Source organism: Ottowia pentelensis, from assembly GCF_964341695.1.
Map to the genome: position 1 here is coordinate 1,612,168 of NZ_OZ224513.1, position 25,965 is coordinate 1,638,132.

Annotated in this window: 26 protein-coding genes and 1 pseudogene; 17 read left to right on the forward strand and 10 right to left on the reverse strand. The window is 69.5% G+C overall.

Going from position 1 to position 25,965, the window contains the following annotated elements:
• The first annotated feature begins 30 nt into the window (after positions 1–30).
• The 7 genes and pseudogenes from ACWHMB_RS07780 to lipA all read left to right on the forward strand — a co-directional run bounded on the left by ACWHMB_RS07780 (position 31) and on the right by lipA (position 6,359).
• A complete protein-coding gene (locus ACWHMB_RS07780) occupies positions 31–369 on the forward strand; it encodes a cupredoxin domain-containing protein (protein WP_293222823.1) in 339 nt (112 codons plus the stop codon).
• Between the two features lie 14 nt (positions 370–383).
• Entirely contained in the window at positions 384–1,241 is an 858-nt protein-coding gene (locus ACWHMB_RS07785) for an FTR1 family iron permease (protein ID WP_377480210.1), read from the forward strand.
• Positions 1,242–1,279: 38 nt separating this feature from the next.
• Positions 1,280–2,716, forward strand: coding sequence for a 4Fe-4S binding protein (locus ACWHMB_RS07790; protein WP_377480796.1), 1,437 nt, complete (start codon positions 1,280–1,282; stop codon positions 2,714–2,716).
• 126 nt (positions 2,717–2,842) lie between these two features.
• Positions 2,843–4,024: pseudogene (locus ACWHMB_RS07795) on the forward strand (carbohydrate porin).
• A gap of 30 nt (positions 4,025–4,054) precedes the next feature.
• Positions 4,055–4,657 carry a 16S rRNA (guanine(966)-N(2))-methyltransferase RsmD gene (rsmD, locus tag ACWHMB_RS07800; protein ID WP_377480207.1) on the forward strand — a complete coding sequence of 201 codons (603 nt, stop codon included), beginning with the start codon at positions 4,055–4,057 and terminating at the stop codon, positions 4,655–4,657.
• A 51-nt stretch (positions 4,658–4,708) separates the two neighbouring features.
• On the forward strand, positions 4,709–5,209 hold the full coding sequence (gene coaD / locus ACWHMB_RS07805) for a pantetheine-phosphate adenylyltransferase (protein WP_293222815.1): 501 nt from the start codon (positions 4,709–4,711) through the stop codon (positions 5,207–5,209).
• A gap of 109 nt (positions 5,210–5,318) precedes the next feature.
• Positions 5,319–6,359, forward strand: coding sequence for a lipoyl synthase (gene lipA, locus ACWHMB_RS07810; protein ID WP_293222813.1), 1,041 nt, complete (start codon positions 5,319–5,321; stop codon positions 6,357–6,359).
• A 158-nt stretch (positions 6,360–6,517) separates the two neighbouring features.
• Here the strand turns inward: lipA and ACWHMB_RS07815 are convergent, their stop codons facing one another.
• From ACWHMB_RS07815 to ACWHMB_RS07845, 7 genes are all read right to left on the reverse strand, one after another.
• Positions 6,518–6,829, reverse strand: a complete 312-nt coding sequence (locus ACWHMB_RS07815) for a hypothetical protein (protein ID WP_293222811.1) — start codon at positions 6,827–6,829, stop codon at positions 6,518–6,520.
• Between the two features lie 94 nt (positions 6,830–6,923).
• On the reverse strand, positions 6,924–7,697 hold the full coding sequence (locus tag ACWHMB_RS07820) for a ferredoxin--NADP reductase (protein WP_377480793.1): 774 nt from the start codon (positions 7,695–7,697) through the stop codon (positions 6,924–6,926).
• A gap of 429 nt (positions 7,698–8,126) precedes the next feature.
• The gene (locus tag ACWHMB_RS07825; protein WP_377480203.1) at positions 8,127–9,416 is read right to left on the reverse strand and encodes a chloride channel protein; all 1,290 of its coding nucleotides are present in this window, start codon (positions 9,414–9,416) and stop codon (positions 8,127–8,129) included.
• Between the two features lie 26 nt (positions 9,417–9,442).
• Positions 9,443–10,459 (reverse strand): class 1 fructose-bisphosphatase, encoded by a 1,017-nt coding sequence (locus ACWHMB_RS07830; RefSeq protein ID WP_377480200.1) that lies wholly within the window; start codon positions 10,457–10,459, stop codon positions 9,443–9,445.
• A gap of 189 nt (positions 10,460–10,648) precedes the next feature.
• Positions 10,649–13,327 (reverse strand): aminopeptidase N, encoded by a 2,679-nt coding sequence (gene pepN, locus ACWHMB_RS07835; protein WP_377480197.1) that lies wholly within the window; start codon positions 13,325–13,327, stop codon positions 10,649–10,651.
• A gap of 79 nt (positions 13,328–13,406) precedes the next feature.
• Positions 13,407–14,511, reverse strand: a protein-coding gene (gene prfB, locus ACWHMB_RS07840) for a peptide chain release factor 2 (RefSeq protein WP_293223125.1) whose coding sequence is annotated in 2 segments (ribosomal slippage) — positions 13,407–14,429 and positions 14,431–14,511 — 1,104 coding nt in all. Because the reading frame shifts where the segments join, the coding sequence is not laid out codon by codon here.
• A gap of 101 nt (positions 14,512–14,612) precedes the next feature.
• Positions 14,613–15,548: an alpha/beta fold hydrolase gene (locus ACWHMB_RS07845; protein ID WP_377480194.1), complete on the reverse strand. Its 936-nt coding sequence runs from the start codon at positions 15,546–15,548 to the stop codon at positions 14,613–14,615.
• A gap of 27 nt (positions 15,549–15,575) precedes the next feature.
• On the opposite strand from ACWHMB_RS07845, the gene ACWHMB_RS07850 reads away from it, so the two are divergent.
• The 5 genes from ACWHMB_RS07850 to ACWHMB_RS07870 all read left to right on the forward strand — a co-directional run bounded on the left by ACWHMB_RS07850 (position 15,576) and on the right by ACWHMB_RS07870 (position 20,001).
• Positions 15,576–17,339, forward strand: a complete 1,764-nt coding sequence (locus ACWHMB_RS07850) for an acyl-CoA synthetase (protein WP_377480191.1) — start codon at positions 15,576–15,578, stop codon at positions 17,337–17,339.
• A 25-nt stretch (positions 17,340–17,364) separates the two neighbouring features.
• On the forward strand, positions 17,365–18,423 hold the full coding sequence (locus ACWHMB_RS07855) for an aldo/keto reductase (RefSeq protein WP_377480790.1): 1,059 nt from the start codon (positions 17,365–17,367) through the stop codon (positions 18,421–18,423).
• A 13-nt stretch (positions 18,424–18,436) separates the two neighbouring features.
• Positions 18,437–18,934, forward strand: coding sequence for an aminoacyl-tRNA deacylase (locus ACWHMB_RS07860; protein WP_377480188.1), 498 nt, complete (start codon positions 18,437–18,439; stop codon positions 18,932–18,934).
• Between the two features lie 87 nt (positions 18,935–19,021).
• Positions 19,022–19,651, forward strand: coding sequence for a glycerol-3-phosphate 1-O-acyltransferase PlsY (gene plsY / locus ACWHMB_RS07865; RefSeq protein ID WP_377480185.1), 630 nt, complete (start codon positions 19,022–19,024; stop codon positions 19,649–19,651).
• Entirely contained in the window at positions 19,648–20,001 is a 354-nt protein-coding gene (locus ACWHMB_RS07870; protein WP_293223137.1) for a RidA family protein, read from the forward strand. Before plsY ends, ACWHMB_RS07870 begins: the two co-directional genes overlap by 4 nt.
• A 165-nt stretch (positions 20,002–20,166) precedes the next feature.
• On the opposite strand, the gene ACWHMB_RS07875 is transcribed toward ACWHMB_RS07870, so the two are convergent.
• A complete protein-coding gene (locus tag ACWHMB_RS07875) occupies positions 20,167–20,652 on the reverse strand; it encodes a YajQ family cyclic di-GMP-binding protein (RefSeq protein ID WP_293223139.1) in 486 nt (161 codons plus the stop codon).
• Between the two features lie 44 nt (positions 20,653–20,696).
• On the opposite strand from ACWHMB_RS07875, the gene murB reads away from it, so the two are divergent.
• On the forward strand, positions 20,697–21,749 hold the full coding sequence (gene murB, locus ACWHMB_RS07880) for a UDP-N-acetylmuramate dehydrogenase (protein WP_377480182.1): 1,053 nt from the start codon (positions 20,697–20,699) through the stop codon (positions 21,747–21,749).
• Between the two features lie 14 nt (positions 21,750–21,763).
• On the opposite strand, the gene ACWHMB_RS07885 is transcribed toward murB, so the two are convergent.
• Positions 21,764–22,759 carry an AraC family transcriptional regulator gene (locus ACWHMB_RS07885; protein WP_377480179.1) on the reverse strand — a complete coding sequence of 332 codons (996 nt, stop codon included), beginning with the start codon at positions 22,757–22,759 and terminating at the stop codon, positions 21,764–21,766.
• A 121-nt stretch (positions 22,760–22,880) separates the two neighbouring features.
• Between ACWHMB_RS07885 and ACWHMB_RS07890 the strand changes: the two genes are divergently transcribed.
• From ACWHMB_RS07890 to ACWHMB_RS07900, 3 genes are read left to right on the forward strand one after another with little or no spacing between them, the layout of a single operon-like run.
• Positions 22,881–23,264, forward strand: a complete 384-nt coding sequence (locus ACWHMB_RS07890) for a rhodanese-like domain-containing protein (protein WP_377480176.1) — start codon at positions 22,881–22,883, stop codon at positions 23,262–23,264.
• A gap of 15 nt (positions 23,265–23,279) precedes the next feature.
• The gene (locus ACWHMB_RS07895; RefSeq protein WP_377480173.1) at positions 23,280–23,543 is read left to right on the forward strand and encodes a hypothetical protein; all 264 of its coding nucleotides are present in this window, start codon (positions 23,280–23,282) and stop codon (positions 23,541–23,543) included.
• Positions 23,540–23,977: a DUF6632 domain-containing protein gene (locus ACWHMB_RS07900; RefSeq protein ID WP_377480169.1), complete on the forward strand. Its 438-nt coding sequence runs from the start codon at positions 23,540–23,542 to the stop codon at positions 23,975–23,977. The genes ACWHMB_RS07895 and ACWHMB_RS07900 overlap by 4 nt, the downstream gene beginning before the upstream one ends.
• Positions 23,978–24,042: 65 nt before the next feature.
• On the opposite strand, the gene ACWHMB_RS07905 is transcribed toward ACWHMB_RS07900, so the two are convergent.
• On the reverse strand, positions 24,043–24,948 hold the full coding sequence (locus ACWHMB_RS07905; protein ID WP_377480166.1) for a DMT family transporter: 906 nt from the start codon (positions 24,946–24,948) through the stop codon (positions 24,043–24,045).
• Between the two features lie 235 nt (positions 24,949–25,183).
• Here ACWHMB_RS07905 and ACWHMB_RS07910 point away from each other — a divergent pair, with 235 nt between their 5' ends.
• Complete coding sequence (locus ACWHMB_RS07910; protein ID WP_377480163.1) at positions 25,184–25,945, forward strand: IclR family transcriptional regulator; 762 nt, start codon at positions 25,184–25,186, stop codon at positions 25,943–25,945.
• Positions 25,946–25,965: the final 20 nt, after the last annotated feature.

Below are 25,965 nucleotides of genomic sequence, written 5' to 3' on the forward strand. Positions count from 1 at the left end.
GGTCTTGCTCATCACCATGGAGTAGGACGAATGCGCGTCTGGCTTATTTTGTTGAGTATTTTTGTGAGCGGTCTGCTGCCCCTGGCGGCGGCGCACGCCGAGCTGCCCACGCACACCTTGACCTTCACCGCCGACGGACGCTTCGATCCGCCGCGGCTGGAGGTGGCGCCGGGGCGCTTCAAGATCGTGCTGGTCAACCAGAGCACGCAGGCGGTGGAGTTCGAGAGCCTGCCGCTGCGCGCCGAGAAGGTGCTGGCGCCGGGCGTCACCTCGTTCGTCGTGCTGTCGCTGTCGCGGCCGGGCGAGTACCCGTTCTTCGACGACTTCCACCCCCAGGCCAAGGGTGTGCTGGTCGTCCGTCCCAAGTAAGCAGGTGGTTTGTCATGGGTGAAATCGCCTTCATCGTCTGGCGCGAGAGCGTGGAAGCCCTGCTGGTGGTCGGCATTCTGTACGCCTGGCTGCGCACCGAGCCGGCGGGCCGGCGCGGGTTGCCCTGGCTGTGGGCGGGGGTGGGCTGCGGGTTGTTGCTGGCCGGCGCGCTGGCGCTGGCGCTGCTGGGCCTGGCGGCGTGGCTGCCGGGCGACGGGCCGGAGTGGTTCCAGGTCGTGATGGCGCTGGCCGCCTGCGCGCTGGTGGTGCAGATGGTGGTGTGGATGCGCCGCCACGGGCGTGGCCTCAAGCGCGAGCTGCAGACCGGCGCGGCGCAGCAGGTGGACAGCGGTCACTGGTGGGGCCTGCTGGTGCTGGTGATGGTGGCGGTGGCGCGCGAGGGCAGCGAGACCGTGGTGTTCCTGTACGGCAGCGTGCTGTCCTCGCAGCAGCACGGCGGCACGGGCGCGGCGGTGCTGGCCGGGCTGGGCGGCTTCGTGGCGGCGCTGGCCACCTTCTGGCTGCTGCAGCTGGGCGGCAAGGTGATCACCTGGCGGCGCTTCTTTCAGTTGACCGAAATCCTGCTGCTGCTGCTGGCCGGCGGCCTGCTGGTGGGCGCCAGCGACCGGCTGATCGCGCTGGGCGTGCTGCCCACGTTGATCGACCCGGTGTGGGACACCAGCGCCTGGCTGGACACCGGCGCCGGCCTGGGCAAGCTGCTGGCCGATTTTGCCGGCTACCGCGCCACGCCGGCGCTGTCGCAGCTGCTGATCTGGCTGGCCTACTGGGCGGTGGTGGCCTGGCTGCTGCGCCGCGCGTCGCAGGCGCCGGCGCCGCGCCCGCTGGCGGGTGGCGGCCACGTGGCGGGTTGAGGCACCACTTCGTTCAGAAAGCGTCCACCGTGGCGGTCATCGTTCATCCTGTTCCTCCCCTTGTGCGCCCGGCCAGCTTTCGCGGGCGCGTGGCGCGCGTGGGCGACTTCCTGCGCGACCATCAGCGCGCCGTGCGGCGCCTGCAGTGGATCATCGTCGGCATCTACCTGGCGCTGCTGCTCATTCCGGCGGCGCTGCCGCTGCCGGACCGCACGGCCAGCGTGTTCAACAACCTCACCATCGTCGCGCAGTTCGCCTTCTGGGGGCTGTGGTGGCCCTTCGTGCTGGTGTCGATCCCGCTGCTGGGCCGCGCCTGGTGCGGCCTGTTCTGCCCCGAGGGCGCGCTCACCGAATGGGCCAGCCGCCATGGGCGCGGCGGTGCCATTCCGCGCTGGATGCGCTGGGGCGGCTGGCCGGTGGTGGCCTTTGCGCTGACCACGGTCTACGGCCAGCTGGTCAGCGTCTATCAATACCCCTGGGCGGCGGCGGCCGTGCTGGGCGGCTCCACCCTGGCGGCGATGGCCGTCGGCTTTCTGTACGGGCGCAACAAGCGCGTGTGGTGCAAGTACCTGTGCCCGGTCAACGGCGTGTTCAACCTGCTGGCACGGCTGGCGCCCTGGCATTTCGCCGTCGACGCCGAGGCCTGGCGCACGGCCGAGCGCCGCACCGAGGCCATCAACTGTGCGCCCCTGCTGCCGCTGCGCACCATGGAAGGTGCGGCCGAATGCCACATGTGCGGGCGCTGCAGCGACTACCGCGGCGCCATCGCGCTGCAGCCGCGCTCCCCCGAGGCCGAGATCGTCGGCGTGGCGCCCGGCAACGGCTGGGAGACGGCGCTGATCGTGTTCGGCCTGATGGGCCTGGCGGTGGGCGCCTTCCTGTGGAGCGCCAGCCCCTGGTTCGTCACCCTCAAGCAGGCCCTTGCCACCCTGCTGGTGGACCACGACATCTACTGGCCGCTGGCCGACAACGCGCCCTGGTTCGTGCTGACACATTACCCCGCGGTCAACGACAGCTTCAGCTGGCTGGACGGCGCGGTGATCCTGCTGTTCATCGCCGGCGCGACGGTGGCGGTGGGCGGCGCCGTCTTTGCCGGCCTGTGGGGCGCCGACCGCGTGCTGCCGCGCCCGCGCGGCCTGCGCGACGGCCACACGCGCCAGCCCCTGGGCGGGCGCTGGACGGGCGTGCACAAGCTGGCGCAGGGGCTGATCCCGACGGCGGGCATCGGCGTGTTTCTGGGCCTGACCGCCACCACGCTCACCCTGCTGCAGCACGAGGGCGTGCCGACCGGCTGGGCCAACGTCGTGCGCTGGGCACTGTTGGGCCTGGCACTGGCCTGGAGCCTGCGCTTCGAGTGGCGCCTGACCGGCCTGCGCAGCGCCGCGCCGCTGCGCCGCCTCGCGGCCGTGGGGCTGATCGCGCTGGGCCTGGTGCCGTTTTGCTGGGCTTGGTGGTTGTTTTTCATGCGCTGGTAAGGCCCAGGCAGGAGGCAGGAGATGAGGAGAAGGGCCAGGGCTGCAGCGCTGTGCGTGAGCGTCGTGCTGGGGCTGGGAGCCGCGTGGGCCGACACGCCGCCGCCCGACGAAACCCTGTTGGGCGACATGGGCGGGTTGCGCCCCCGCCTGGAGCGCGCGGGCCTGACCCTGGGCCTGCAGGAGACCAGCCAGCTCACGCGCCTGGTGTCCGGCGGCCTGCAAGGCGGCAGCGCCTACACCGGCCTGACGCAGCTGGCGCTGGCCGGCGATGGCGACAAAGCCTGGGGCTGGAGCGGCGGCTCGTTTTATCTCAGTGCCGTCAACATCCACGGCCGGCGCGCCAGCTTCACCCAGGACAACGTGGGTGGGCTGCAGACAGTCAGCAACATCGAGGCCAGGCCGGCGACCCGGCTGTGGGAGCTGTGGGGCCAGCAGTCCTGGGCCGACGGCAAGGCCGACCTGCGCGTGGGCAAGCTGGCGGCCGACCAAGAGTTCATGACCAGCGAATACGCGTCGAGCCTGCTCAATGCCATGTTCGGCTGGGCCGCGCTGCCCTCGACGGACCTGCCCGCGGGCGGGCCGGCGTATCCGCTGGCCTCGCTGGGCGCGCGCCTGCGTGTGCAGACCGGTGATCGGGTTACGCTGCTGGCGGGGGTGTTCGACGGCTCGCCCGTGGGCCGCGATGAAGAGCAACCGGCCTGGATCGACCGCCACGGCATGCGCTTTGTGCCTGTGGGCCAGGCGCTGCTGATCGCCGAACTGCAGTACCAGCGCCCGACCGACGCCGACGGCCTGCCCGGCACCTACAAGATCGGTGCCTGGGCCCACACCGGGCGCTTTGACGACCAGCGCCTCGACGGCGCGGGCGGCTCGCTGGCCGACCTCACCGGCAACGGCGCGGCGCTGCAGCATCGGGGCAATCACAGCCTGTATGCCATGGCCGACCAGATGCTCTGGCGTCAGGGCGCGCGCAGCCTGGGCGTGTTTGCCCGCGCCATGGCGGCGCCGCGCGACCGCAACCGGGTGGACTTCAGCGCCAATGCGGGTGTGGCCTTCAACGGCCCGTTCGAATAACGTGCCGCGGACGTGCTGGCGCTGGGTGTGGGCTGGGCGCATCTGAGCCGGTGCGCGTGCGAGCCGGGCCGGGGCAGCGAGACCTTTGTCGAAGCCAGCTACCGCTACCCAATCAAACCGTGGTGGCAGGTGCAGGCCGACCTGCAATATGTGATCCGCCCCGGTGGGCTGGGTGCCACCCGGCGTGTCCCCAACGCCCTGATGTTCGGCCTGCGCACCAGCATCGTTTTTTGAACCGGCCGCGGGCTTGAGGACAATCGGGCCATGTCCAAGCCTCATCCAGCCCGGCACGGCGGCCTGCCGCACCAGGTCCGCATCATCGGCGGCCAGTGGCGCCGCACGCTGCTGCCCGTGGCCGACCGGCCCGGCCTGCGCCCCACGCCCGACCGCGTGCGCGAGACCCTGTTCAACTGGCTGGGGCAGGATTTGCACGGCTGGCGCTGCGTCGACGCCTTTGCCGGCAGCGGCGCGCTGGGGCTGGAGGCGGCCTCGCGCGGCGCGGCCGAGGTGCTGCTGGTCGAGCAGGACGCGGCCCTGGCGCGGCAATTGCAGGCGCTGAAAGATCGACTGCAGGCGCAAACCGTGACCGTGCGCCGTGGCGATGGCGTGTCCGCGCTGGCGGCCTGCGCGGCCGGCAGCGTCGACCTGGTGCTGCTCGATCCGCCCTTCGATGCCCAGGCCCTGTTTGCGCCGGCGCTGGCCGCCGCCGCGCGGGCGCTGCGCGCGGACGGCTTCGTCTACCTGGAGGCGCCGGTCGCCTGGGATGCCGCGGCGCTGGCCGAGGTCGGCCTGGCCCCGCACCGCCACCTGAAGGCGGGCGCCGTGCATGCCCATTTGCTTGTGCCGCTGCGCGCCGCTTGCGCATAATCGACGGCGACTTCAGCCCACGGCCGCGCGCCACCCGACGGAGATCCACCCATGAGCCGCCACGTCATCGCCGTCTATCCCGGCACGTTCGACCCCATCACGCTGGGGCACGAGGACATCGTCCGCCGCGCGCGCGAGCTGTTCGACGAGGTCATCGTCGCGGTGGCGGTGGCCCACCACAAGAAGACGCTGTTCACGCTGGATGAGCGGCTGGCGATGGTGCAGGAGTCGGTGGCCAAGTGGCCCGACGTGCGCGCCGAAGCCTTCGACGGCCTGCTCAGCCACTACGTGCGCACCAAGGGCGGCAAGGCCATGGTGCGCGGCCTGCGGGCGGTGTCGGACTTCGACTACGAGTTTCAGCTGGCCGGCATGAACAGCAAGCTCGCCCCCGAGGTGGAAAGCGTGTTTCTGACCCCCAGCGGGCGCTACCAGTTCGTCAGCAGCACCCTGGTGCGCGAAATCGCCCTGCTGGGCGGCGACGTGGCGCAGTTCACCTCGCCGCACGTGTGGCAGCGCCTGATGGAGCGCAAGGAAGCGGGCAAAAAGCCCTGACGCACGCCGCGCCCATCGGCCGCGCCCGCGGCCGGCGCCCGGGGGCAGCCGATAAAATGGGCCGTTCGGTCGGCGCCTTGCGCGGGCCGCCTCGAAAAGGTTCTGCCGCATGAGCGAGATATCGATTACCCGCCGCCGCCCCGAGTCGGGCACCAAGTTCGTCTCGCCCGAAGGCACGCGGGCGGTGATGGACGGCATCAAGCCCAGTGCGCTGACGGCCATCCCCGATGTCGGCCGCAAGCCCGACTGGCTGCGCGTGCGCCTGCCCACGGGCGCGAAGTTCCAGGAAATCATGGACATCGTGCGCTCGCACAAGCTGGCCACGGTGTGCTCCGAATCCAAGTGCCCCAACATCGCCGAATGCTGGGGCCGCGGCACCGCCACCTTGATGCTGATGGGCTCGGTGTGCACGCGCGCCTGCAAGTTCTGCTCGGTCAACACGGGCAATCCGCACGGCTGGCTGGACGCGGATGAACCGGCCAACGTGGCCGACGCGGTGGCGCTGATGGGCCTGCGCTACGTGGTGCTGACCTCGGTCGACCGCGACGACCTGCCCGACCTGGGCGCGGGCCACTACGCCGCCTGCATTCGCGCCATCCACGCCCGCATGCCCGACACGGCGGTCGAGGCGCTGACGCCCGACTTTCAGGGCAGGCACGAGCTGGTGGCCCAGGTGCTGGACGCCGGCCTGGCGACCTACGCGCAGAACCTGGAGACCGTCAAGCGCCTGACGCACCCGGTGCGCGATGCGCGTGCCGGCTACGAGACCACGCTCGACGTGCTGAAGTTCGCCAAGGGCCATGCGCCGCAGACGGTGTCCAAGACCAGCCTGATGCTGGGCCTGGGCGAGACCGAGGGCGAGATTGAGCAGGCGCTGGACGACATGCGCGCCGCCGACGTGGACGTGGTGACCATGGGCCAGTACATGCGCCCGACCAAGAACCACCTGCCGGTGCAGCGCTTCGTCACGCCCGACGAGTTTCAGCGCTACCGCGAGCTGGCCCTGGGCAAGGGCTTTCTGGAGGTGGTGTCGGGCCCGCTGGTGCGCTCCAGCTACCGCGCCGAGCGCGTGCTGGAGCACAACAACGTGGGCCTGGACGAGGCGCTCTCCGGCATCCGCGAGTCGGCCGCCGCGGCGTTGCGCTGCTGAAACAGCACACCCCCAAGCTCCACACGCTTCGCGTTGTTGCGCTTCCCCCCTCGAGGGGGCACCGCCAGTAGCCGGGGAGACCCCGGCCACGGCGATCGCTGGCACGGCCTGCTCCGCGGCCTTCCGAGCCGATGTGATTGAAGCGCCGGCAAATCCGTTCAGGGTTTTTTGCGCTGATTGAAGCTGTGCGTCGGCGCGGCCAGCTTGGCGCCGGCGCCGTACAGCGCCTTGGCGCGCTCCACGCCGGCCTCGTGGTCCCAGGGCTGGGCCTCGGCCAGCAGGGCGGCGAGGGCGGCGTCGTCCAGCGCCGCCAGTTCGCCTTCGGCGTCGGCCAGGTTGTCCGAGCCCAGCAGGTGTTGCACCACCTCGGTGCCGTCCATGGGGCTCAGCACCAGCATCACGTTGCCGTAGGAGGCTTCGAGCAGGGCGGCCTGCCAGTGGCGGCCATGGGAGTCGTCGAAGCTGCGCATCGCGGGGCCTTTCAAAACATCGGGTTGCTATCGATGAAATAGCTGCTCGCGCTTGGTGGACGGGCGCTGCAGTCCGATTTCATTTATATCCCCGTCACTGCTCGACAAACGCCCGCTCGACCACGAAGTCGCCCGGCGTGGTGGTGTTGCCTTCCTCGAAGCCGCGCGCCTCCAGCACGGCCTTGACGGACTTGAGCATTTCGGGGCTGCCGCACAGCATCACGCGGTCCAGCCGCGGATCGAGATCGGGCAGGCCCAGGTCGCGCGCCATGCGGCCGCTGTCGATCAGCTCGGGAATGCGGCCCTGGGTGGGGAAGGGCTCGCGCGTGACGGTGGGGTAGTACCTGAGCTGGCGGCGCACCAGCTCGCCCAGAAACTCGTGCTGGTGCAGCTCCTGCGTGAGGTACTGGCGATAGGCCAGCTCGTCGACCAGCCGGCAGCCGTGCACCAGCACCACCTGCTCGAAGCGCTCGTAGGTCTCGGGGTCGCGCACGATGCTCATGAACGGCGCCAGGCCGGTGCCGGTGCCCAGCAGGTACAGGCGCTTGCCGGGCAGCAGGTAGTCGATCAGCAGGGTGCCGGTGGGCTTGTGGCCGACCAGCACCTTGTCGCCCGGCTGGATGTGCTGCAGCCGGCTGGTCAGCGGGCCGTCGGGCACCTTGATGCTGAGGAACTCCAGGTGCTCCTCGTGGTTGGGGCTGACGATGGAATACGCGCGCAACAGCGGCTTGCCGTTCACCTTCAGGCCGATCATGGTGAAGTGGCCGTTGGAAAAGCGCAGACTGGGGCTGCGCGTGGTGGTGAAGGAAAACAGGCGGTCGGTCCAGTGGTGCACCGAGAGGACTTGTTCTTCGTTGAAGGCGGCCATGTAGACGGCGGTGGGCGCGCGGGCGCCGCGAATTGCTGCAATGCAGCATATTTTGCCCGAGATGCGGATGTCCTGAGTCTCATACCAAGTTGGAAACAACGCGTTGAAGACGTCGGGCGGGCGGGGGCGCGCCAAGGGGCATGGGCGGGCAGCTCCGCTCCTGTCCCCCGCTGTCCGTCTACGACGGCCATCTCCTCCTTGACCTCGCTGCGCTGCCCACCCAAGCCCCTTGGCGGGACGCGGCGGTCACACATCAGGCGGCTCGCTCGGCGCGCGACGCCTCGGATCAGGTCGTCGGGGTGCCCGGCGCAGTGAAGTGAAGGCGGAGCCGGCCGCAGGCCGGTGGGGGACATGAACGGAGCCGGGCGCCCCGACGGCCTGATCCCGCCCCGCAGCCGGCTGTTTTGTCTTTTCGAATGCCACACGGTCTCAGTGCCGCGCCTCGATCGGGTTGCCATACATCGGCTGCGTGCCGAACTGCGTGCTGATGGCGTGCGCCACGCCGCAGGCCAGCATCACCGGCACCGACAGCTGAAACTGGTTGGTCATCTCCAGCACCATCACGATGGCCATCAGCGGCGCGTGGGTGACGGCGCTGAGCATGGCCGACATGCCGATCACCGCCAGCGTCAGCGGGTCGCCCACGGCGTCGGGCGGCAGCCAGTAGCCGGCGATGTGCGCCAGCGAAAAGCCGGTGGTGGCACCCACGAACAAGGTGGGCGTGAACATGCCGCCGACGGCGCCCGAGCCGGTGTTGAACAGCGTGGCGGCGAACTTGGCGGCCAGGATGACCAGCACCCAGGGCCACAGGATCTGGCCGTTGAGCAGGTGCGAAATGGTGCTGAAGCCGTTGCCCCAGACCTCGGGCACGAAGGCCGACAGGCTGCCCGCCAGCAGGCCGCCCAGGCCCAGGCGCAAGGTCAGCGAGTCGATGCGCTTGAACGCGCCGCGCAGGCGGTCGACCCAGTCCAGCATCAGCCAGCCCATGCCGCCGCACACCAGGCCGACGGCCAGCGCCATGCCCAGGTTGCTGGACTCCAGCGGCACGGCGGGCATGGCGTACAGCGGCGCCGGGTCGATCAGCGTGTGGTTGACGATGCCGGCGGTGGCGGCGGCCATCAGCACCGGCGCCACCATGGGCGCCGACAGAAAGCCCAGCGCCAGCTCCAGCACGAACACCACGCCGGCGATCGGCGCGTGATAGACCGAGCCGATGCCGCAGGCGATGCCGCAGATCAGCAGCACTCGGCGCTGCTCGGGCGACAGCGCGACGGCGCGCGCCAGGCGCGAGGCCAGCCAGGCCGACAGCTGGATCATCGGCCCCTCGCGCCCGATGGAAGCGCCGCTGCCCACCGACAGCAGCGCCGACACGCTGCGCACCCAGGTGCTGCGGTCGTTCAGGTCGACCGCGCCGGCGCGCGCCGCGGCCAGGTAGTCGCTGTAGCGCCCGCCCTGCGGATCGCGCGCAGCCCAGCGGTTGCCATAGGACAGCACCAGGCCGGCCAGCGCGCCGCCCACGGTGCCGATCAGCGCGCGCTGCCAAGGCGGCAGCAAGCGCGCGGCCTCGACCAGGCTGCCGGTGTGGCCGGTGCTGATCCACTCGACCACGCCGATCAGGGCGCGAAAGCCGCTGGTGACGGCCACGGCCAGCAGGCCGGTGAGCACCGCGTACAGCCACAGCACGGGCGTGCGGACGGCGCGGTCGGGCGGCTTGGGCATCGACGGGTCGCCCGGTGGCTGGCGGCTTACTTCGAGGCGGCCTCGGCGTGGTAGCGCGTCACGCGCTCGACCTCGTTCCTGGCGCCCAGGATCACGCTCACGCGCTCGTGCAGCTGCCGGGGCTGCACGTCCAGGATGCGCTGGCGGCCGTTGGTGGCGGCGCCGCCGGCCTGCTCGATCAGCCAGCTCATGGGGTTGGCCTCGTACATCAGGCGCAGCTTGCCGGGCTTGCCGGGCTCGCGCGCGTCCCAGGGGTACATGAAGATGCCGCCGCGCATCAGGATGCGGTGCACGTCGGCCACCATGGACGCCACCCAGCGCATGTTGAAGTTCTTGCCGCGCGGGCCCTCCTGGCCGGCCAGGCATTCGTCGATGTAGCGGCGCACCGGCGGCGCCCAGTGGCGCATGTTGCTCATGTTGATGGCGAACTCCTGCGTGTCCTCGGGGATGCGCAGGCCCTCCTGCGTGAGGATGAAGCTGCCCTGCTCGCGGTCGAGCGTGAACATGTCCACGCCGTCGCCCACCGTCAGCACCAGCGTGGTCTGCGGGCCGTACACGCAATAGCCGGCCGCCACCTGGTGGCTGCCGGGCTGCAAAAAGTCGGCTTCTTCCACGCCGCGGTCGTCCTCGGGCATCTTCAGCACGCTGAAGATGGTGCCGATGCTGACGTTGACGTCGATGTTGCTGGAGCCGTCCAGCGGGTCGAACAGCAGCAGGTATTCGCCCTTGGGGTAGCGGTTGGGCACCACGTGGATGGCTTCCATCTCCTCGCTGGCCATGGCCGCCAGGTGGCCGCCCCATTCGTTGGCCTCGATCAGCACCTCGTTGGCGATGATGTCGAGCTTCTTCTGCACCTCGCCCTGCACGTTCTCGCTGCCGGCCGAGCCCAGCACGCCGCCCAGGGCGCCCTTGTTGACGGCGTGGCTGATGCCCTTGCAGGCGCGCGCCACCACCTCCAGCAGCAGGCGCAGCTGGCCCGGGATGTGGCCGTCCACGCGCTGTTTTTCGACCAGGTGGCGGGTGAGGGAAACCTTGGGGTTCATGGCATTGATCCGGGTGTCAAGTGTTCGCGGAACAGGGCTTCAGCGGCAGCGCATGAAGCCGAAAGAGCCCAATGGCCGCGGAGCAGGCCGCGCCCGTGCACGCGTGGCCGGGGTTTCCCCGGCCCCTGCGTGCGCCCCCTTGGGGGGGATGCCGCAACATCGCGCAGCGAGTGGAGCAACGGGGGGCGCTCATTCGGCCAAGGCGCGGGTGACCACCTCGCGCACATCGTTGGACAGCTTGGGCTGGGCCGCCACGCGGGCGATGGCCTCGCGCGCGGCGCCGCGCCAGGGCTCGGCCAGGCGCGCCCAGGCGTCCATGGTGCGCGCCAGGCGCGCGGCGACCTGCGGGTTGATGGCGTCGAGCGCCAGCACCTGGCCGGCCCAGAAGGTGTAGCCGGCGCCATCCAGGCGGTGAAAGCCCGCCGGATTGCCGCTGCAAAAGCCGAACAGCAGGCTGCGCGCGCGGTTGGGGTTCTTCAGCGTGAAGTCGGGGTGCTGCATCAGCGCCAGCACGGCGGGCAGGGCACTGCCGGCGACGTCGGGCGCGCGCGCCTGCAGGGCGAACCACTTGTCGACCACCAGCGCCTCGTGGCTGAAGCGCGCGTAGAACCCCTCCAGCGCGCGCGCCGCCAGCGGATGGCCGCAGCCCAGCAGGGCCTGCAGGGCGTTCTCGCGGTCGGTCATGTTGCCGGCGTCCTTTACGCGCTGGTAGGCCTTGCCGGGCCACACGGCGTCGCCGTCGGCCGCCAGGCACAGCATGGCCAGGGCCAGGCCGGCCAGCGCGCGGCGGCCGCTGGAGACGGGGTCGGGCGTGTAGGCGCCGGTGTCGTGGTTGTGCTCCCAGGCCCATTGCCAGTCGGCGCGCAGGGCGTGGGCGAGCTGGCGGCGCATGGCCTCGCGCACGGCGTGGATGCGCTGCGGATCGACGTTGCCGGGCAGCTGGTCGGCGATGTAGCTTTCGCCCGGCAGGCCCAGGGCCAGCGCCTTGAAGGCGGCGTCCAGCGCCGCATCGCGCAGCACGGCGCGCAGGGCGGCCAGGTGGGCGTCGCTGAGCGGCGCGGGCGCCACCTCGCCGCCGGCGGCCAGCTGCGCCAGCGCCACGCGCAGCGCCAGCTGCTGGCCGGCCTCCCAGCGGTTGAAGGGGTCGCTGTCGTGCGCCAGGCGGTGCATCAGCTGCTCGGGCGTGGCCTCCATCTGCAGCTTGACCGGCGCCGAGAAGCCGCGCAGCAGCGAGGGCACCGGTTCTTGCGTGACGCCGCTGAACACCAGCGTGGCCGCAGGCTCGTGCAGCACGACGACGTCGCCGTGCAGCAGCGCGCCGCCTTGCAAGGTCAGCGGCAGGTCGCGCCCATCCAGGCCCACCAGGCCCAGGCGCAGCGGGATCAGCATGGGCTGCTTGGCGGGCTGGCCGGCCGTGGGCGGGCAGCTTTGCGAAAGTTGCAGGGTGTAGGTTTGCGCGGCGGCGTCGTAGTGGCCCTGGGCGCGCACCACGGGCGTGCCGGCCTGGCTGTACCACAACTTGAACTGCGGCAGGCGCTCGGCCAGCGCGCTGCCGGGGGTGGCGTCGGCCATGGTCTGTATGAAATCGTCGCAGGTGACGGCATGGCCGTCGTGGCGCTGGAAGTAGAGGTCCAGCCCACGGCGAAAGCCCTCGCGCCCCAGCAGGGTCTCGACCATGCGCACCACCTCGGCGCCCTTTTCATAGATGGTGGTGGTGTAGAAGTTGGTGATCTCCAGGTATTCGTCGGGACGCACCGGGTGCGCCATGGGGCCGGCGTCCTCGGCGAACTGCACCGTGCGCAGGGTGATGACGTCGCCGATGCGCTTGACCGCGCGCGCGCTGGCGGTGCCGGCCATGTCCATGCTGAAGCTCTGGTCGCGAAAGACCGTCAGGCCTTCCTTCAGCGAGAGCTGGAACCAGTCGCGGCAGGTGACGCGGTCGCCCGTCCAGTTGTGGAAGTACTCGTGGCCGATCACGCCCTCGATGGCCTCGAAATCGGCGTCGGTGGCGGTGGCGGGCTTGGCCAGCACGTACTTGCTGTTGAAGATGTTCAGGCCCTTGTTTTCCATCGCGCCGAAGTTGAAGTCGCTGGTGGCCACCACCATGAAGCGCTCCAGGTCGAGCTTGAGGCCGAAGCGCCATTCGTCCCACAGGATGGCGTGCACCAGCGAGTTCATGGCGTGCTCGGTCTGGTCCAGGTCGCCCGGGCGCACCCAGACCTGCAGCAGGTGGTTGTTGCCGCTGCGCGTAGTGATGCGCTGCTCGCGCGCCACCAGCTTGCCGGCCACCACGGCGAACAGGTAGCAGGGCTTCTTGTGCGGGTCGTGCCAGGTGGCGTAGTGGCGCCCGCCCTCCAGCTCGCCCGCATCGACCAGGTTGCCGTTGGACAGCAGCACCGGCCAGCGCTGCTTGTCGGCGCGCAGCGTGACGGTGTAGGTGGCCATCACGTCCGGGCGGTCGAGGAAGTAGGTGATGCGCCGAAAGCCCTCGGACTCGCACTGGGTGAAGAAGTCGCCGCCGCTCATGAACAGGCCCATCAGCTTGCTGTTCTTCTCGGGGCTGCAGGTGGTGAAGATCTCGAGCGCGAAGGGCGCGTCGCCCTCAGGCAGGTTCTCCAGCACCAGCTGCTCGCCTTCCATGCGAAAGCTGCAGCCGGCGCCGTCGAGCAGCACGCGCGCCAGGTTGAGCTCGTCGCCGTCCAATTTGAGCGGCTGCGCCGGCACGTCGGGGTTGCGCCGCACCGTGAGCTTGCTGAGCACGCGGGTCTTGGCCGGGTCCAGGTCGATGCTGAGGTCGACGGTGTCGATCCAGAACGCCGGCGGAGCGTAGTCCAGGCGCCGGGTGACGGCGGTTTGTCCTTCACGCATGTTCAATCCTTTACTATGATTTATGAAGCTGCTCACGCTTTATCCGTGGGCGCTGCAGCCCGATTTGTCTCGAAAAAACTCAGACGCCCTGCTTGAGCGAGGCCTCGATGAAGGCGTCCAGGTCGCCGTCCAGCACCTTCTGCGTGTTGCTGACCTCGACGCCGGTGCGCAAATCCTTGATGCGGCTGTTGTCCAGCACGTAGCTGCGGATCTGGTGGCCCCAGCCGACGTCGGTCTTGCTGTCCTCCAGCTTTTGCTGCTCTTCCATGCGCTTGCGCATCTCGTGGTCGTACAGGCGCGAGCGCAGGCGCCGCCAGGCGACGTCGCGGTTGCTGTGCTGGCTGCGGCTGTCCTGGCACTGCACCACGATGCCGGTGGGCATGTGCGTCAGGCGCACGGCCGAGTCGGTCTTGTTGATGTGCTGGCCGCCGGCGCCGCTGGCGCGGTAGGTGTCCACGCGCACGTCGGCCGGGTTGATGTCGATCTCGATCGAGTCGTCGATCTCGGGGTAGACGAACACGCTGGCGAAGCTGGTGTGGCGCCCGCCTGAGCTGTCGAACGGGCTCTTGCGCACCAGGCGGTGCACGCCGGTTTCGGTGCGCAGCAGGCCGTAGGCGTATTCGCCCTCGATCTTGATGGTGGCGCCCTTGATGCCGGCACTGTCGCCCGGCGTCTCGTCCTCGATGGTGGTGGCGAAGTCCTTGCGCTCGGCGTACTTCAGGTACTGGCGCAGCAGCATGCTGGCCCAGTCGCAGGCCTCGGTGCCGCCGGCGCCGGCCTGGATGTCCAGAAAGCAGTTGAGCGGGTCGGCCGGCTGGTTGAACATGCGGCGAAACTCCAACTCCTCCACCGTCTTTTGCAGCCGATCGGTGTCCTGCTCGATGGCCAGCAGGGCGCCGTCGTCGCCTTCGTCGCGGCTCAGTTCATACAGCTCGGCGCCGTCGGTCAGCTCGCGCGCCAAGTCGTCCAGCACCAGGACCACGCCGTCGAGCTGCTTTTTTTCCTTGCCCAGCTCCTGGGCCTTCTTGGGGTCGTTCCAGACCGCGGGGTCTTCCAGCGCGGCGTTGACGGTTCTCAGGCGTTCGGCTTTGTTGTCGTAGTCAAAGATACCCCCGGAGTTCGGCGGTGCGCGCGCGGAGGTCTTCGATCTGGGTGCCGATCTGGTTCAGGTGTTCTGCGTCCATGGTGTTCAATATTCCAATGTGGGGCGCGCACGCGTTCGTGGCGCGCCAAACCCAGTATTTTCCCATGCGCGCGCAGGCATTGCCGCGCGGCGCGGCGGCGCTCAGGCGGGCGCCAGAAAGGCTTCGATCTGGCGCGCCAGCAATTCGGGCTGGTCGTGGTGCAGCATGTGGCCGCAGTCGGGCAGGGTGTGGCAGCGGCAATCGGGGACGGACTGCAGGCGCTGATGAAATTCGTCCAGCGTGAAGCGGCGCTGCCACCAGGTGCGCAGGCTGTCGTCGCTGGCCTCCACCATCAGGGTGGGCGCGGTGATGGCGGCGTACAGCGCCAGCATCTCGTCGACGCGGAACAGCTGCGCGCTGGTGATGCGGTGGGCGGCGTCGCCGCGGATGTGCCAGCGCGTGGCGCCATCGGCCCCGGTGCGCGGCTCGGCCCACTGGCGCGCCAGCCAGTCGGCCTTGCCTTGCGGCAGGCGGCGGTTGGTCTTCATCAGGCGCGCGGCCACGCCGGCCGCGTCGTCGTAGGTCTTCAAGTCATGCTCGCCCCGCTGCAGGGCCTTGATCTCGTCCATCCACCGGGCGAAGCGGCCGGGCGCCTGCTGGGGCCGGGTGGCGGGCATGCCGAAGCCCTCCAGGTTGACCAGCCGGCGCACGCGCTGGGCCCGCGCGCCGGCGTACATCATGGCCACGTTGCCACCCATGCTGTGGCCGACCAGGTCGACCGCGGTGGCGCCGGCGTAGTGGTCGAGCAGGGCGTCCAGGTCGCCCAGGTAGTCGGCAAAGGCGTAGTGGTCGCAGGCCGGGCCGCTGCTCTGGCCAAAGCCGCGCCAGTCGGGCGCGATGATCAGGCGGTCCTTGAAAAAATCATCAGACAGCGCGTCGACCATGAACTGATAGCTGGCGGCCACGTCCATCCAGCCGTGCACCAGCACCAGCGGCGGGCGCGGGCCGATTCGGCCCCACAAAAGCACGTGATAGCGGTACAGTCGCAGCGGGACAAAATCGCTGCGCGCGCGCCTGAGGACGGTGTAGGTGGACATCGGCGCGCATGATAGAGGAGACATCCCATGAGCCAGAGTCAATCGGGTGACCACTACGCGGCCATGCAGGCCGGCTTTCACTGGCTGGTGCCGCGTCACTTCAACATCGCGCTGGCCTGCTCGGCGCGCTGGGCGGCGCTGCCGGGCGCGGCCGAGCGGGTGGCGGTGATCGAGCACCGCGTGGGCGGCAAGCCGGCGACGTACTCGTATGCGCAGCTGCAGGCGCAGGCCAACCGCCTGTCCAACGCGCTGACGCGCCTGGGCGTGCGCACCGGCGACCGCGTGGCCATCGTCATGCCGCAGCGCTTCGAGACCGCCGTGGCCTACATGGCGGTGCTGCAGATGGGGGCCATCGCCATGCCGCTGTCGCAGCTGTTCGGCCCCGAGGCGCTCGAATATCGCCTGCAGAACGCGGCGGCCACGGTCGCCATCTGCGACGAAGGGGCGCTGGACAACCTGCTGGCCGCGCGCGACACCTGCCTGGCACTGCAGACCGTCATCGGCCTGGGCGCCGGTGCCGAGCGCGCCGACCACGAATGGCACGCGCTGCTGGCCAAGTCGCGCGACCGCTTCGCCGCTGCCGACACCCTGGCCGACGATGCGGCCGTGCTGATCTACACCAGCGGCACCACCGGCCCGCCCAAGGGCGCGCTGATTCCGCAGCGCGTGCTGATCGGCAACCTGCCCGGCTTCGTGTGCAGCCAGAACTGGTTCGGTTTCGATCCGACCGCGCCCGAGCGCGCCAGTCGTGCCGTCTTCTGGAGCCCGGCCGACTGGGCCTGGACGGGCGGGCTGATGGACGCGCTGCTGCCCACCCTGTATTTCGGCCGTCCCATCGTGGCGCACAACCGCCGCTTCGACCCGCTAGAGGCGTTCGAGATCCTGTCGCGCCACCGCGTCACGCACGCCTTTTTGTTCCCGACCGCGCTCAAGGCCATGATGAAGGCCGTGCCGCACCCGCGCCCGCGCCACGCGCTGCACCTGCAGGGCCTGATGAGCGCCGGCGAGGCGGCGGGCGACGCGGTGTTTGCCTACTGCCGCAAGGAGCTGGGCGTGGTGGTCAACGAAATGTTCGGCCAGACCGAGGTGAACTACATCGTCGGCAACTGCGCCATGAACGACCACCGTTTGCCGGGCGTCGGCTGGCCCGCCCGGGCCGGCAGCATGGGCCGCGGCTACCCCGGCCACCTCATCGCGCTGATCGACGACCGGGGCGAGGAAGTGCCGGTGGGCGAGCCGGGCGAGGTGGCGATCCGCCGCACCGACATCCACGGCCACCACGACCCAATCTTCTTTCTGGGCTACTGGAACAACGAGGCCGCCACGCGCGCCAAGTTCACGGGCGACTGGTGGCGCACGGGCGACTTGGCGGTGCGCGATGCCGAGGGTTACCTGTGGTATCAGGGGCGGGCCGACGACGTGTTCAAGGCCGCGGGCTACCGCATCGGCCCGGGCGAAATCGAGAACTGCCTGGTCAAGCACCCGGCGGTGCTCAACTGCGCGGTGGTGCCCAAGCCCGACGCCGCGCGCGGCGCGCTGGTCAAGGCCTATGTCGTGCTCAGTCCTGATTTTGTAGCTGCTCGCGCAATGCAGGCGGGCGCTGAAGGCCATTTTGAATCCACATTGATCGTGACGCTGCAAGAGCACGTGAAGGGCAAGCTGGCGCCCTACGAATACCCGAAGGAGATCGAGTTCATCGAGCAGTTGCCGATGACGACCTCGGGCAAGGTGCAGCGGCGCGTGCTGCGCCTGCAGGAGGAGGAGCGCGCCCGCGCGGCGGGGGTGTTGTAGGGCAGGGGCCTAAACTCGCCCCATGATGAACACCATTTCCCTGGGCGCCAGCGAGCTGCGCGTCACCCCCATCGGCCTGGGCACCATGACCTTCGGCGAGCAGGTCAGCGAGCCCGACGCCCATGCCATCCTGGACCGCGCCATCGAGCGCGGTGTCAACTTTGTCGACACGGCCGAGATGTATTCGGTGCCGCCGCGTGCCGAGACCTACGGCCGCACCGAGGCCATCATCGGCCACTGGCTGAAGGCCCGGCCCGGCATGCGCCAGCGCATCGTGCTGGCCAGCAAGGTGGCCGGCCCCTCGCGCGATGCGCCCTGGATTCGCGCCGGCGCCGGCATGACGGCGGCCGACATCGAGGCCTCGTGCCACGCCAGCCTCAAGCGCCTGCAAACCGAGGTCATCGACCTCTACCAGATCCACTGGCCCGAGCGCCAGGTGCCCGCCTTCGGCCGCCTGTACTACGACCCGGCGCAGGAGCACTCGCAAACGCCGATCGTGGAGCAGCTGCAGGCGCTGGCGCGGCTGGTGCAGGCCGGCAAGGTGCGCCAGATCGGCCTGTCCAACGAAACGCCCTACGGCGTGCACGAGTTCGTGCGCCTGGCCGAGCAGCTGGGCCTGCCGCGCGTGGCCAGCGTGCAAAACTGCTACTGCCTGATCAACCGCTCGGTCGACAACGCGCTGGACGAAAGCTGTCACCGCCTGAACGTGGGTCTGCTGGCCTTTTCGCCGCTGGGTGCCGGCCTGCTGACGGGCAAGTACGACGCCAGCGGCTTCACCGGGCCCGGCGCGCCCGTGGGCCGCATGAGCCTGTACGAGCGCCAGCGCAAGATGCGCTGGGGCCGCCCCGCCGCGCTGGCCACGGCGCGGCGCTACAACCAGCTGGCGCGCGATCACGGCCTGACGCCCACGCAGCTGGCGCTGGCGTTCTGCTATCGCTCCTGGCGCGTGGCCAGCACCTTGATCGGCGTGACCAGCCTGGCGCACCTGGACGAAAACCTGGATGCCTGGAACGTGCAGTTGTCGCCCGAACTGCTGGCCGCTGTCGATGCGATCCGCCTCGAAGCCCGCGACCCCGCGCAATGAGGCCCTGAAGCCGATGCCCAAGGCCAAGACCGCCCACGTCAGCGAAACGCCCGCCACCGCCGTGTTGCGCCAGCACGGCGTGGCCTTCACCGAGCACCCGTACGAGTACGTCGAGCACGGCGGCGCCACGCACAGCGCCGAGGTGCTGGGCTTCGACCCCTTCAGCGTGGTCAAGACCTTGGTCATGCAAGACCAGGACGCCAAGCCGCTGATCGTGCTGATGCACGGCAACCGAAAGGTCAGCACCAAGAACCTGGCACGGCAGATCGGCGCCAAGTCGGTCGAGCCCTGCAAGCCCGAGGTGGCCAGCCGCCACAGCGGCTACCAGGTGGGCGGCACCTCGCCCTTCGGCACGCGCCGCGCCATGCCGGTGTTCATCGAAAAGAGCATCCTCCGGCTGCCGCGCATCGCCCTGAACGGCGGGCGACGCGGCTACCTGATCGGCATCGACCCGCAGGTCTGCGTCACCCTGCTGCACGCCAAGCCGGTCGAATGCGCCATCGATTTGTAACAACGGCGCGCTTGCGCATGGTGGCAAAATGCGCATCCTGCGCTTGTCGATGAAGCGCCGTCAGCTACAAAAAGAGGAGTAACACGCTTGAATGCTTTGGGCACCGCCGCGGCCACGCTCGCGGCCTACCTGATCGGCTCGCTCAGTTTTGCCGTCATCGTCAGCCGCGCCATGGGCCTGGCCGATCCGCGCAGCTATGGCAGCGGCAACCCGGGCGCCACCAATGTGCTGCGCTCGGGCTCCAAGGCGGCGGCCATCGTCACCCTGCTGCTGGACGCCGCCAAGGGCTGGCTGCCGGTGATGCTGGTCAAGTGGTTCGGCCCCGCGTACGGCCTGGGCGAGGGCGCGCAGGCGCTGGCCGGGCTGGCGGCGTTTCTGGGCCATCTTTATCCGGTGTTTTTCGCCTTCAAGGGCGGCAAGGGCGTGGCGACGGCGCTCGGCGTGCTGCTGGCGTTCGAGCCGCTGCTGGCCGGGGCCACGCTGGCGACCTTCGTCATCATCGTGCTTTTCTTCCGCTACGTGTCGCTGGCTTCCATCGTGGCGGCGGTGTTTGCGCCCGCGTACTACCTGCTGGGTGACGGCGTGGCGTGGGCCGCCAGCGGCGCCAAGGCGCTGGCCATGACGGCGATGGCGCTGCTGCTGATCTATCGCCACCGCGAGAACATCCGCCGCCTGCTGGCCGGCACCGAATCCAGACTGGGGAGCAAAAAATCATGAGCACCATCACTCGACTGTGCGTGGGTCAGCGCCTGAGCGAGGCCTCGGTCTTCAATGGCATCGTGCACTTGGGCGGCATGGTGCCCGAAAGCGGCGCCGCCGACATCCGCAGCCAGACCGCCGACGTGCTGGCCCAGGTGGACGCGCACCTGGCCGCCTGCGGCAGCGACAAGAGCCGCATCCTGCGCGTGCAGATCTACCTGGCCAACATCGCCGACATCGGCGGCATGAACGCGGTGTGGGACGCCTGGGTGGCCCCCGGCCACGCGCCGCCGCGCGCCACCGTGCAGGCCGCGTTGGCCGACCCGGCGTGGAGGATCGAGATGGTCGTCACCGCCGCGCAACGCTGAAAAAAAAGTACCTCCCCCGTTGCTCCACTCGCTGCGCGATGTTGCGGCATCCCCCCTCGAGGGGGCATCGCCAGTGACCGGGGAAACCCCGTTCACGGCGATTGCTGGCATGGCCTGCTCCGCGGCCGCTCGATCCTTTGGGCCTCAAGCCCTGCAGGCGCCCGCTCAATCCCTGAAGTTGTCGAACGACAGCGGCAGCTCCGTCATTTCCTTCTTCAGCAACGCCATCACCGCCTGCAAGTCGTCGCGCTTGGCGCCGGTCACGCGCACCGCCTCGCCCTGAATGGCGGCCTGCACCTTGAGCTTGCTTTCCTTCACCAGCTTCTGGATCTTCTTGCTGTCCTCGGTGGCGATGCCGCTCTTGACCTTGACCACCTGCTTGACCTTGTCGCCGCCGATCTTCTGCACGCTGCCCTTGTCCAGAAAGCGCACGTCCACGCCGCGCTTGGTCAGCTTGCCGCGCAGGATGTCTTCCACCTGCTGCAGCTGAAACTCGGCATCGCCCAACAGGGTGATTTCCTTGTCCTTCAGTTCGATGGCGGCGCTGGTGCCCTTGAAGTCGAAGCGCGTGCCGATTTCCTTGGCGGCGTTGTCCACCGCGTTGCGCACCTCCACCATGTCGGGGTCGCAAACTGTGTCGAAAGAGGGCATGGGCCAATCCTTTGCAAGCAAAAAGTGAGTGCGACAATTGTCCCATGTTCGTCGAGCGCAACGTCTCCCTGCAGGCCCTGAACAGCTTCGGCATCGCCGCGCGCGCCGCGCAACTGGTGCGTGTGCGCCATGAGGCGGACGTGCGCGACGCGCTGGCCGACGCCGAGCTGGCCGCGCCAGGCAAGTTCGTGCTGGGCGGCGGCAGCAACATCGTGCTGACGGGCGACGTCAAGGCTACCGTGCTGAAGGTGGAGGTGCCGGGCCGGCGCATCGTGGGCCAGACCGAGCGCCACACCCTCGTCGAAGCCGGCGCGGGCGAGAACTGGCACGACTTCGTGGCCTGGACGCTGGATCAAGGCTTGCCCGGCCTCGAAAACCTGGCGCTGATCCCCGGCACCGTGGGCGCCAGCCCGGTGCAGAACATCGGTGCCTATGGGCTGGAGCTGCAAGACCGCTTTCATGAACTGGACGCGATCGACCTGCATACCGGCGAGCGGTTCACGCTGGATGCCGCGCAGTGCGGCTTCGGCTATCGCGACTCGGTCTTCAAGCACCACGCCGCGCACGATGGCGACTTCGGCCTGGCCGGCCGTGCGCTGATCCTGCGCGTGCGCTTTGCGCTGCCGCGCGCGTGGCAGCCGGTGCTGGGCTATCTGGACCTGGAGCGCAAGATGCAGGAAGAGGGCGTGCACCAGCCCAGCGCGCGCCAGATCTTCGACTGGATCGTGGCGATTCGCCGCGCCAAGCTGCCCGACCCGGCCGTCATCGGCAACGCCGGCAGCTTCTTCAAGAACCCCACCGTGACGCCCGAGCAGTGCCAGGACATCATCGGCCGCGACCCGCACGTGGTGCACTACCCCATGCCCGACGGCAGCGTCAAGCTGGCCGCGGGCTGGCTGATCGACGCCTGCGGCTGGAAGGGCAAGAGCGTGGGCAACGCGGCGGTGTACGACAAGCAGGCGCTGGTGCTGGTCAACCGCGGCGGGCGCCAGCACCCGGCCACCGGCGGCGAGGTGATGACGCTGGCCAAGGCGATCCAGACCAGCGTGTACGAGCGCTTCGGCATCCGGCTGGAGCCGGAGCCGGTGGTGGTGTAGCGGCGCCGGGGTCTCTATCCAACAAGCCCCGCCTGCGGCTCGGCTCGCGGGGTGGTTTCGGTGGCGTTCCTGCGCCACGCCGCCGGCGGCATGGCGAACTCGCGCTTGAAGGCGCGCTGAAACGCGGCGGGCGACTCGTAGCCGACTTCCTCGGCAATCGCCGCCAGGCTTTTGTGGCTGTCGGTGAGCAGGCGCGCGGCCACAGCCATGCGCAGGCGCGTCAGGTAGCGCATCGGGGACTCGTCCAGCACCTCGCTGAAGCGGGCCGCCACGGCCGAGCGCGAGCTGGCAGCCGCGGCGGCGAGTTCGTCCAGCGTCCAGTGCCGTTGCGGCGCGGCGTGCATGGCCTGCATGGCGCGGCCGATCACCGGGTCGCGCACGCCGGCCAGCCAACCCGAGGCGTTGGCGGGCAGCTCCCGCAGGTAGATGCGCAGGGCGCCGAGAAACAGCAGCTCGGCCAGGCGCCCGCGCAGGCCTTCGGCGCCGGGGCTGTCGTCGAGCGCGTTGGCCACCGCATAGGGCACCAGCGTCTGCATGCGCTCGCCCAGGTCGACCTGGAACACCGGCGGCAGCGAACCGCACAGGGGCTCGAAGGCACGCCGGTCGCAGCCCAGAAAACCGCACAGCACCTTGCTGGTGCCGCCGGGTCCGGTGTCGAACTGCAGGTGGCGCGCCGCCAGCAGCGGGCGGCCGCCCAGCATGGCCTCGAACGGCAGGCTGGGGCGCCCGGGCTGGTCGCCCAGTTCGTGCCGGCCGCCGTGCGAGATCACCGCCACCTGCCCGGCGTGGACGGCGAACCAGTCGCGCGCGGCATGCCGAATCCAGCACTCGCCTTCGAGCACCACGTGGAAGGCGATGACGTTGCTGGTGCCGGGCGGCAGCAGGGGGGCGAACTTCTCCAGCAAGGGCTCGCCCGCCACCCCCCAGGGGCCCTTGACGTCGAACTGAAAGATCAGTGCGCCGGTCAGGCGCACCAGCGTCAGCACGTCGGATAGCAGGTCGCGGCTCATGGCTCGCCCTTGGTCGTGCCGAGGCGTTTTGAGCACATCTTCTGGACGATCGGGCATTGCTTGCAGTGCCGCCCCGGATGGACACTGAGCGCGCACGTCCAGACCACTCAGGAGACGCATCATGACAGCAAAACCCATCACCCAACAGGTCCAGGAAGCCAGGGGCCGCATCGACAACCTCAGCGCCGACCAGGTCGAGCAGGAGCTGAACACCGGCCGCGCGACCCTGGTCGACGTCCGCGATGCCCCGGAACTGGCCGGCGGCGCCATCGCGGGCGCGGTGCACGCCTCGCGCGGGATGCTGGAGTTCTACGCCGACCCCGCCAGCCCCTATCACAAGAGCGAGCTGAGGCCGGGCGACCGGGTGATCCTGTATTGCGCATCCGGCGGGCGATCCGCGCTGGCGGTCGAGGCGCTGCGCGGCTTGGGCTACGCCAACGTCGCGCACCTGGACGGCGGCTTCAAGGGCTGGCAGGCCGCCGGCAAGCCGGTCAGCTCGGCGTGAGCCGGGGAGAAAACCATGACGCTGTCCGAACGCTTCAACCGGTCCGGCTTCGGCTGCTGGATCAATGGCACCCGCGGGCGCGTGTTCCGCCTGTGCGCCGGCATGGCCTTTCTGGCGGTCGGCATCGGCTTGCGCCAACATCCCTTGGGTGTGGCGGCGCTGGTCTGGAGCTTTTTCCCGCTCACCGCCGGCATGTTCAACGTCTGCTGGATCAGCCTGGTGCTGGGCGGGCCCTTCAGCAGCGCCAGCATTCGCCGCCTGCAGCAGGAATCGCCATGACGGATGCCGATCGCACCAGACGCCTTCGACTGGCGCTTCGCTTGTTCGGCCTGGTGTTCATCTTCGGGGTGTATCCCCTCACGGTGCTCTGGCCCTCGGGCTGGTCCTGGCATCACGGCCAGTCCGAGTACCTGCCGATGATCATCGCCATCTACGCGACCTTGGGTGTTTTTTTGCTGCTGGTCGCGCGCGATCCCGAGCAGCACCTGAGCCTCATCGCCTTCACCCTCTGGTCGAGCATCGCGCATGGAGGCCTCATGGCCGTCCAGTCGCTGGCCGATGCGCAGCATGCGGGGCACCTGCTGGGCGATGTGCCCGCCCTGTTCGTGATTGCGGCCGTGCTCGGCTGGCTGTGCCCGCGCGCCCTCACGCTGCGGCTTGACACGGGTGCACCTCAACCCGGTGGCCAAGCCGGCCATCATCTGGCGCGGTGACCGATCCATCCACGGCCAAGGGCTGCAGCGTCGTGCGCTGAAACGCAGCCGAAGCCGCACGGGCGCTACGCCGGCGGATCGGGCATGGGCGCGCGGCGCGCGCCGGCCGTGCTGGTCACCAACAGGCCCAGCACGATCAGCACGATGCCGATGCGCTCCATCGCGCTGGGGCGCTCGTGCAGCAACGCCCAGGACAGCAGCACGGCGCCGATGGGCACGCCCAGCGCGGACAGACTGGCCACGGTGGTGGGCAGGCGCTCGACGACGAAGGACCACAGCGTCCACGCCAGGCTGGTGGCCAGCACGGCCGAGTACAGCAGTCCGTAGATCATGGCACCCGACCAAACGATCGGGCGCGAGGGGATCAGCCACGCCGCCACGATCAGCAGCAACGTGCCCAGCAGCATTTGCCAGGCGGTGAAGGCCAGCGGCGAAGGCCGGTGCAACTCGAACATGCGCTTGGACAGCACCGTACCCAGGCCCCAGCAGGCGCCGCTGGTGATGGCCAGCGCCGCGCTTTGCCAGCTGCCCAGCCCCTGCCAGGGTTCGATGATGAAAATCAGGCCAGCCACCGCCAGCGCGATGCCCAGCCACTGGCGCGCGCCGGGGCGCTCGTGCAGCAACCACCAGGCCAGCAGCACCGACCAGAACGGCATGGTGTAGGCCAGCACCGACACCCGTCCGGCACCGCCGCTGGCAAGCGCCCATTGCGCCAGGCTTTGAAAGGCCGTGGTCTGGCTCACCCCCACGGCCAGGGTCAAACCCAGCGGCGGGGGCTTGAACGACTGGCGGCGCAGCGCCATGACGCCAAACAGCAAGGCGGTGGCCAAGGCAAAGCGCAGCGCAACGAAGTCGAACGGGCCGACGTAAGACGTGACCTGCTTCATCACCACCCAGCCGTAGGCCCACACGCCGATCACCACGATCATGGCGAGTGCGGCGGCGCGTCGGGGAGGGTGCGGGGTGGCCAAGGACTTGGGGCTGGAGCGCCATCGCGCAAGCCCACGAGGGTGCGAACAGCGTGTTGATGGCGCGATTGTCAACCCTTCTTGCCGGATCGGCCTGCGCGGCGGCGTGGCGCCGCGCTTCAACGGCTTGGCAAGGTGGCCAGCGCGGCCCTGAGCGTTCTGACTGAATGAGAGTTCTCCCTCTTGCTTCTGTCATTTGAGAATATGATTCCAAAATGGAAAATCACCAAGATATTGAATGAACAATACGCTGATCAAGGGCTTGCGTCTGCTGGAGGTGCTGGCGTCGCGCACCCAGGCCTTGGGCGTGAGCGAGCTGGCGCACGAGCTGCAAATGGGCGCCAGCAACGTGCACCGCCTGCTGCAGGCGCTGGTGGAGACGGGCTATGTCGTGAACGAAGGCGGGCGTGGGGGCTATCGCGCCACCTTGAAGGTGTGGGAGCTGGGCGCCCAGGCCTTGCACCAGCTCGACTTTCGGGCGACGGCGGCGCCGGCCATGCGCATGCTGCTGGCCGAGACCAACGAAACGGTGCACCTGTCGGTGCTCAGCGGCGAGGAGGTGATTTATGTCGACAAGCTCGACAGCCCGGAGCCCGTGCGCGCCTACAGCGTCATCGGAGGGCGCGCGCCGGCCTACTGCGTGGCCACCGGCAAGGCCCTGCTGGCCTGGCGCGAACAGCCCCCGACCGGCCTGATGACGGTGCGCCGGCTGCAAGCGTTCACGCCATCGACGCTGGCCGACACCTCGGCCTTGGCGCTTGAACTGGAACGGGTGCGCCGACGGGGCTATGCGGTCAATCGCGGCGAATGGCGCGCGAGCGTCTGGGGTATTGCCGCGCCGGTGTTCGATGGCGGTCGGCACGTGGTGGCCGCCATTGGCATCTCCGGCCCGGCCGCACGCATCCGCGCGCGGGGTGTCAAGGCACTGGGTCAACGGGTCATGCAGGCCGCCGACCAGGCTTCGGCGCTGCGCACGGGGCATTTGGCTCCGTCGGCGTAACCACCATCGGCTTGCGTGTG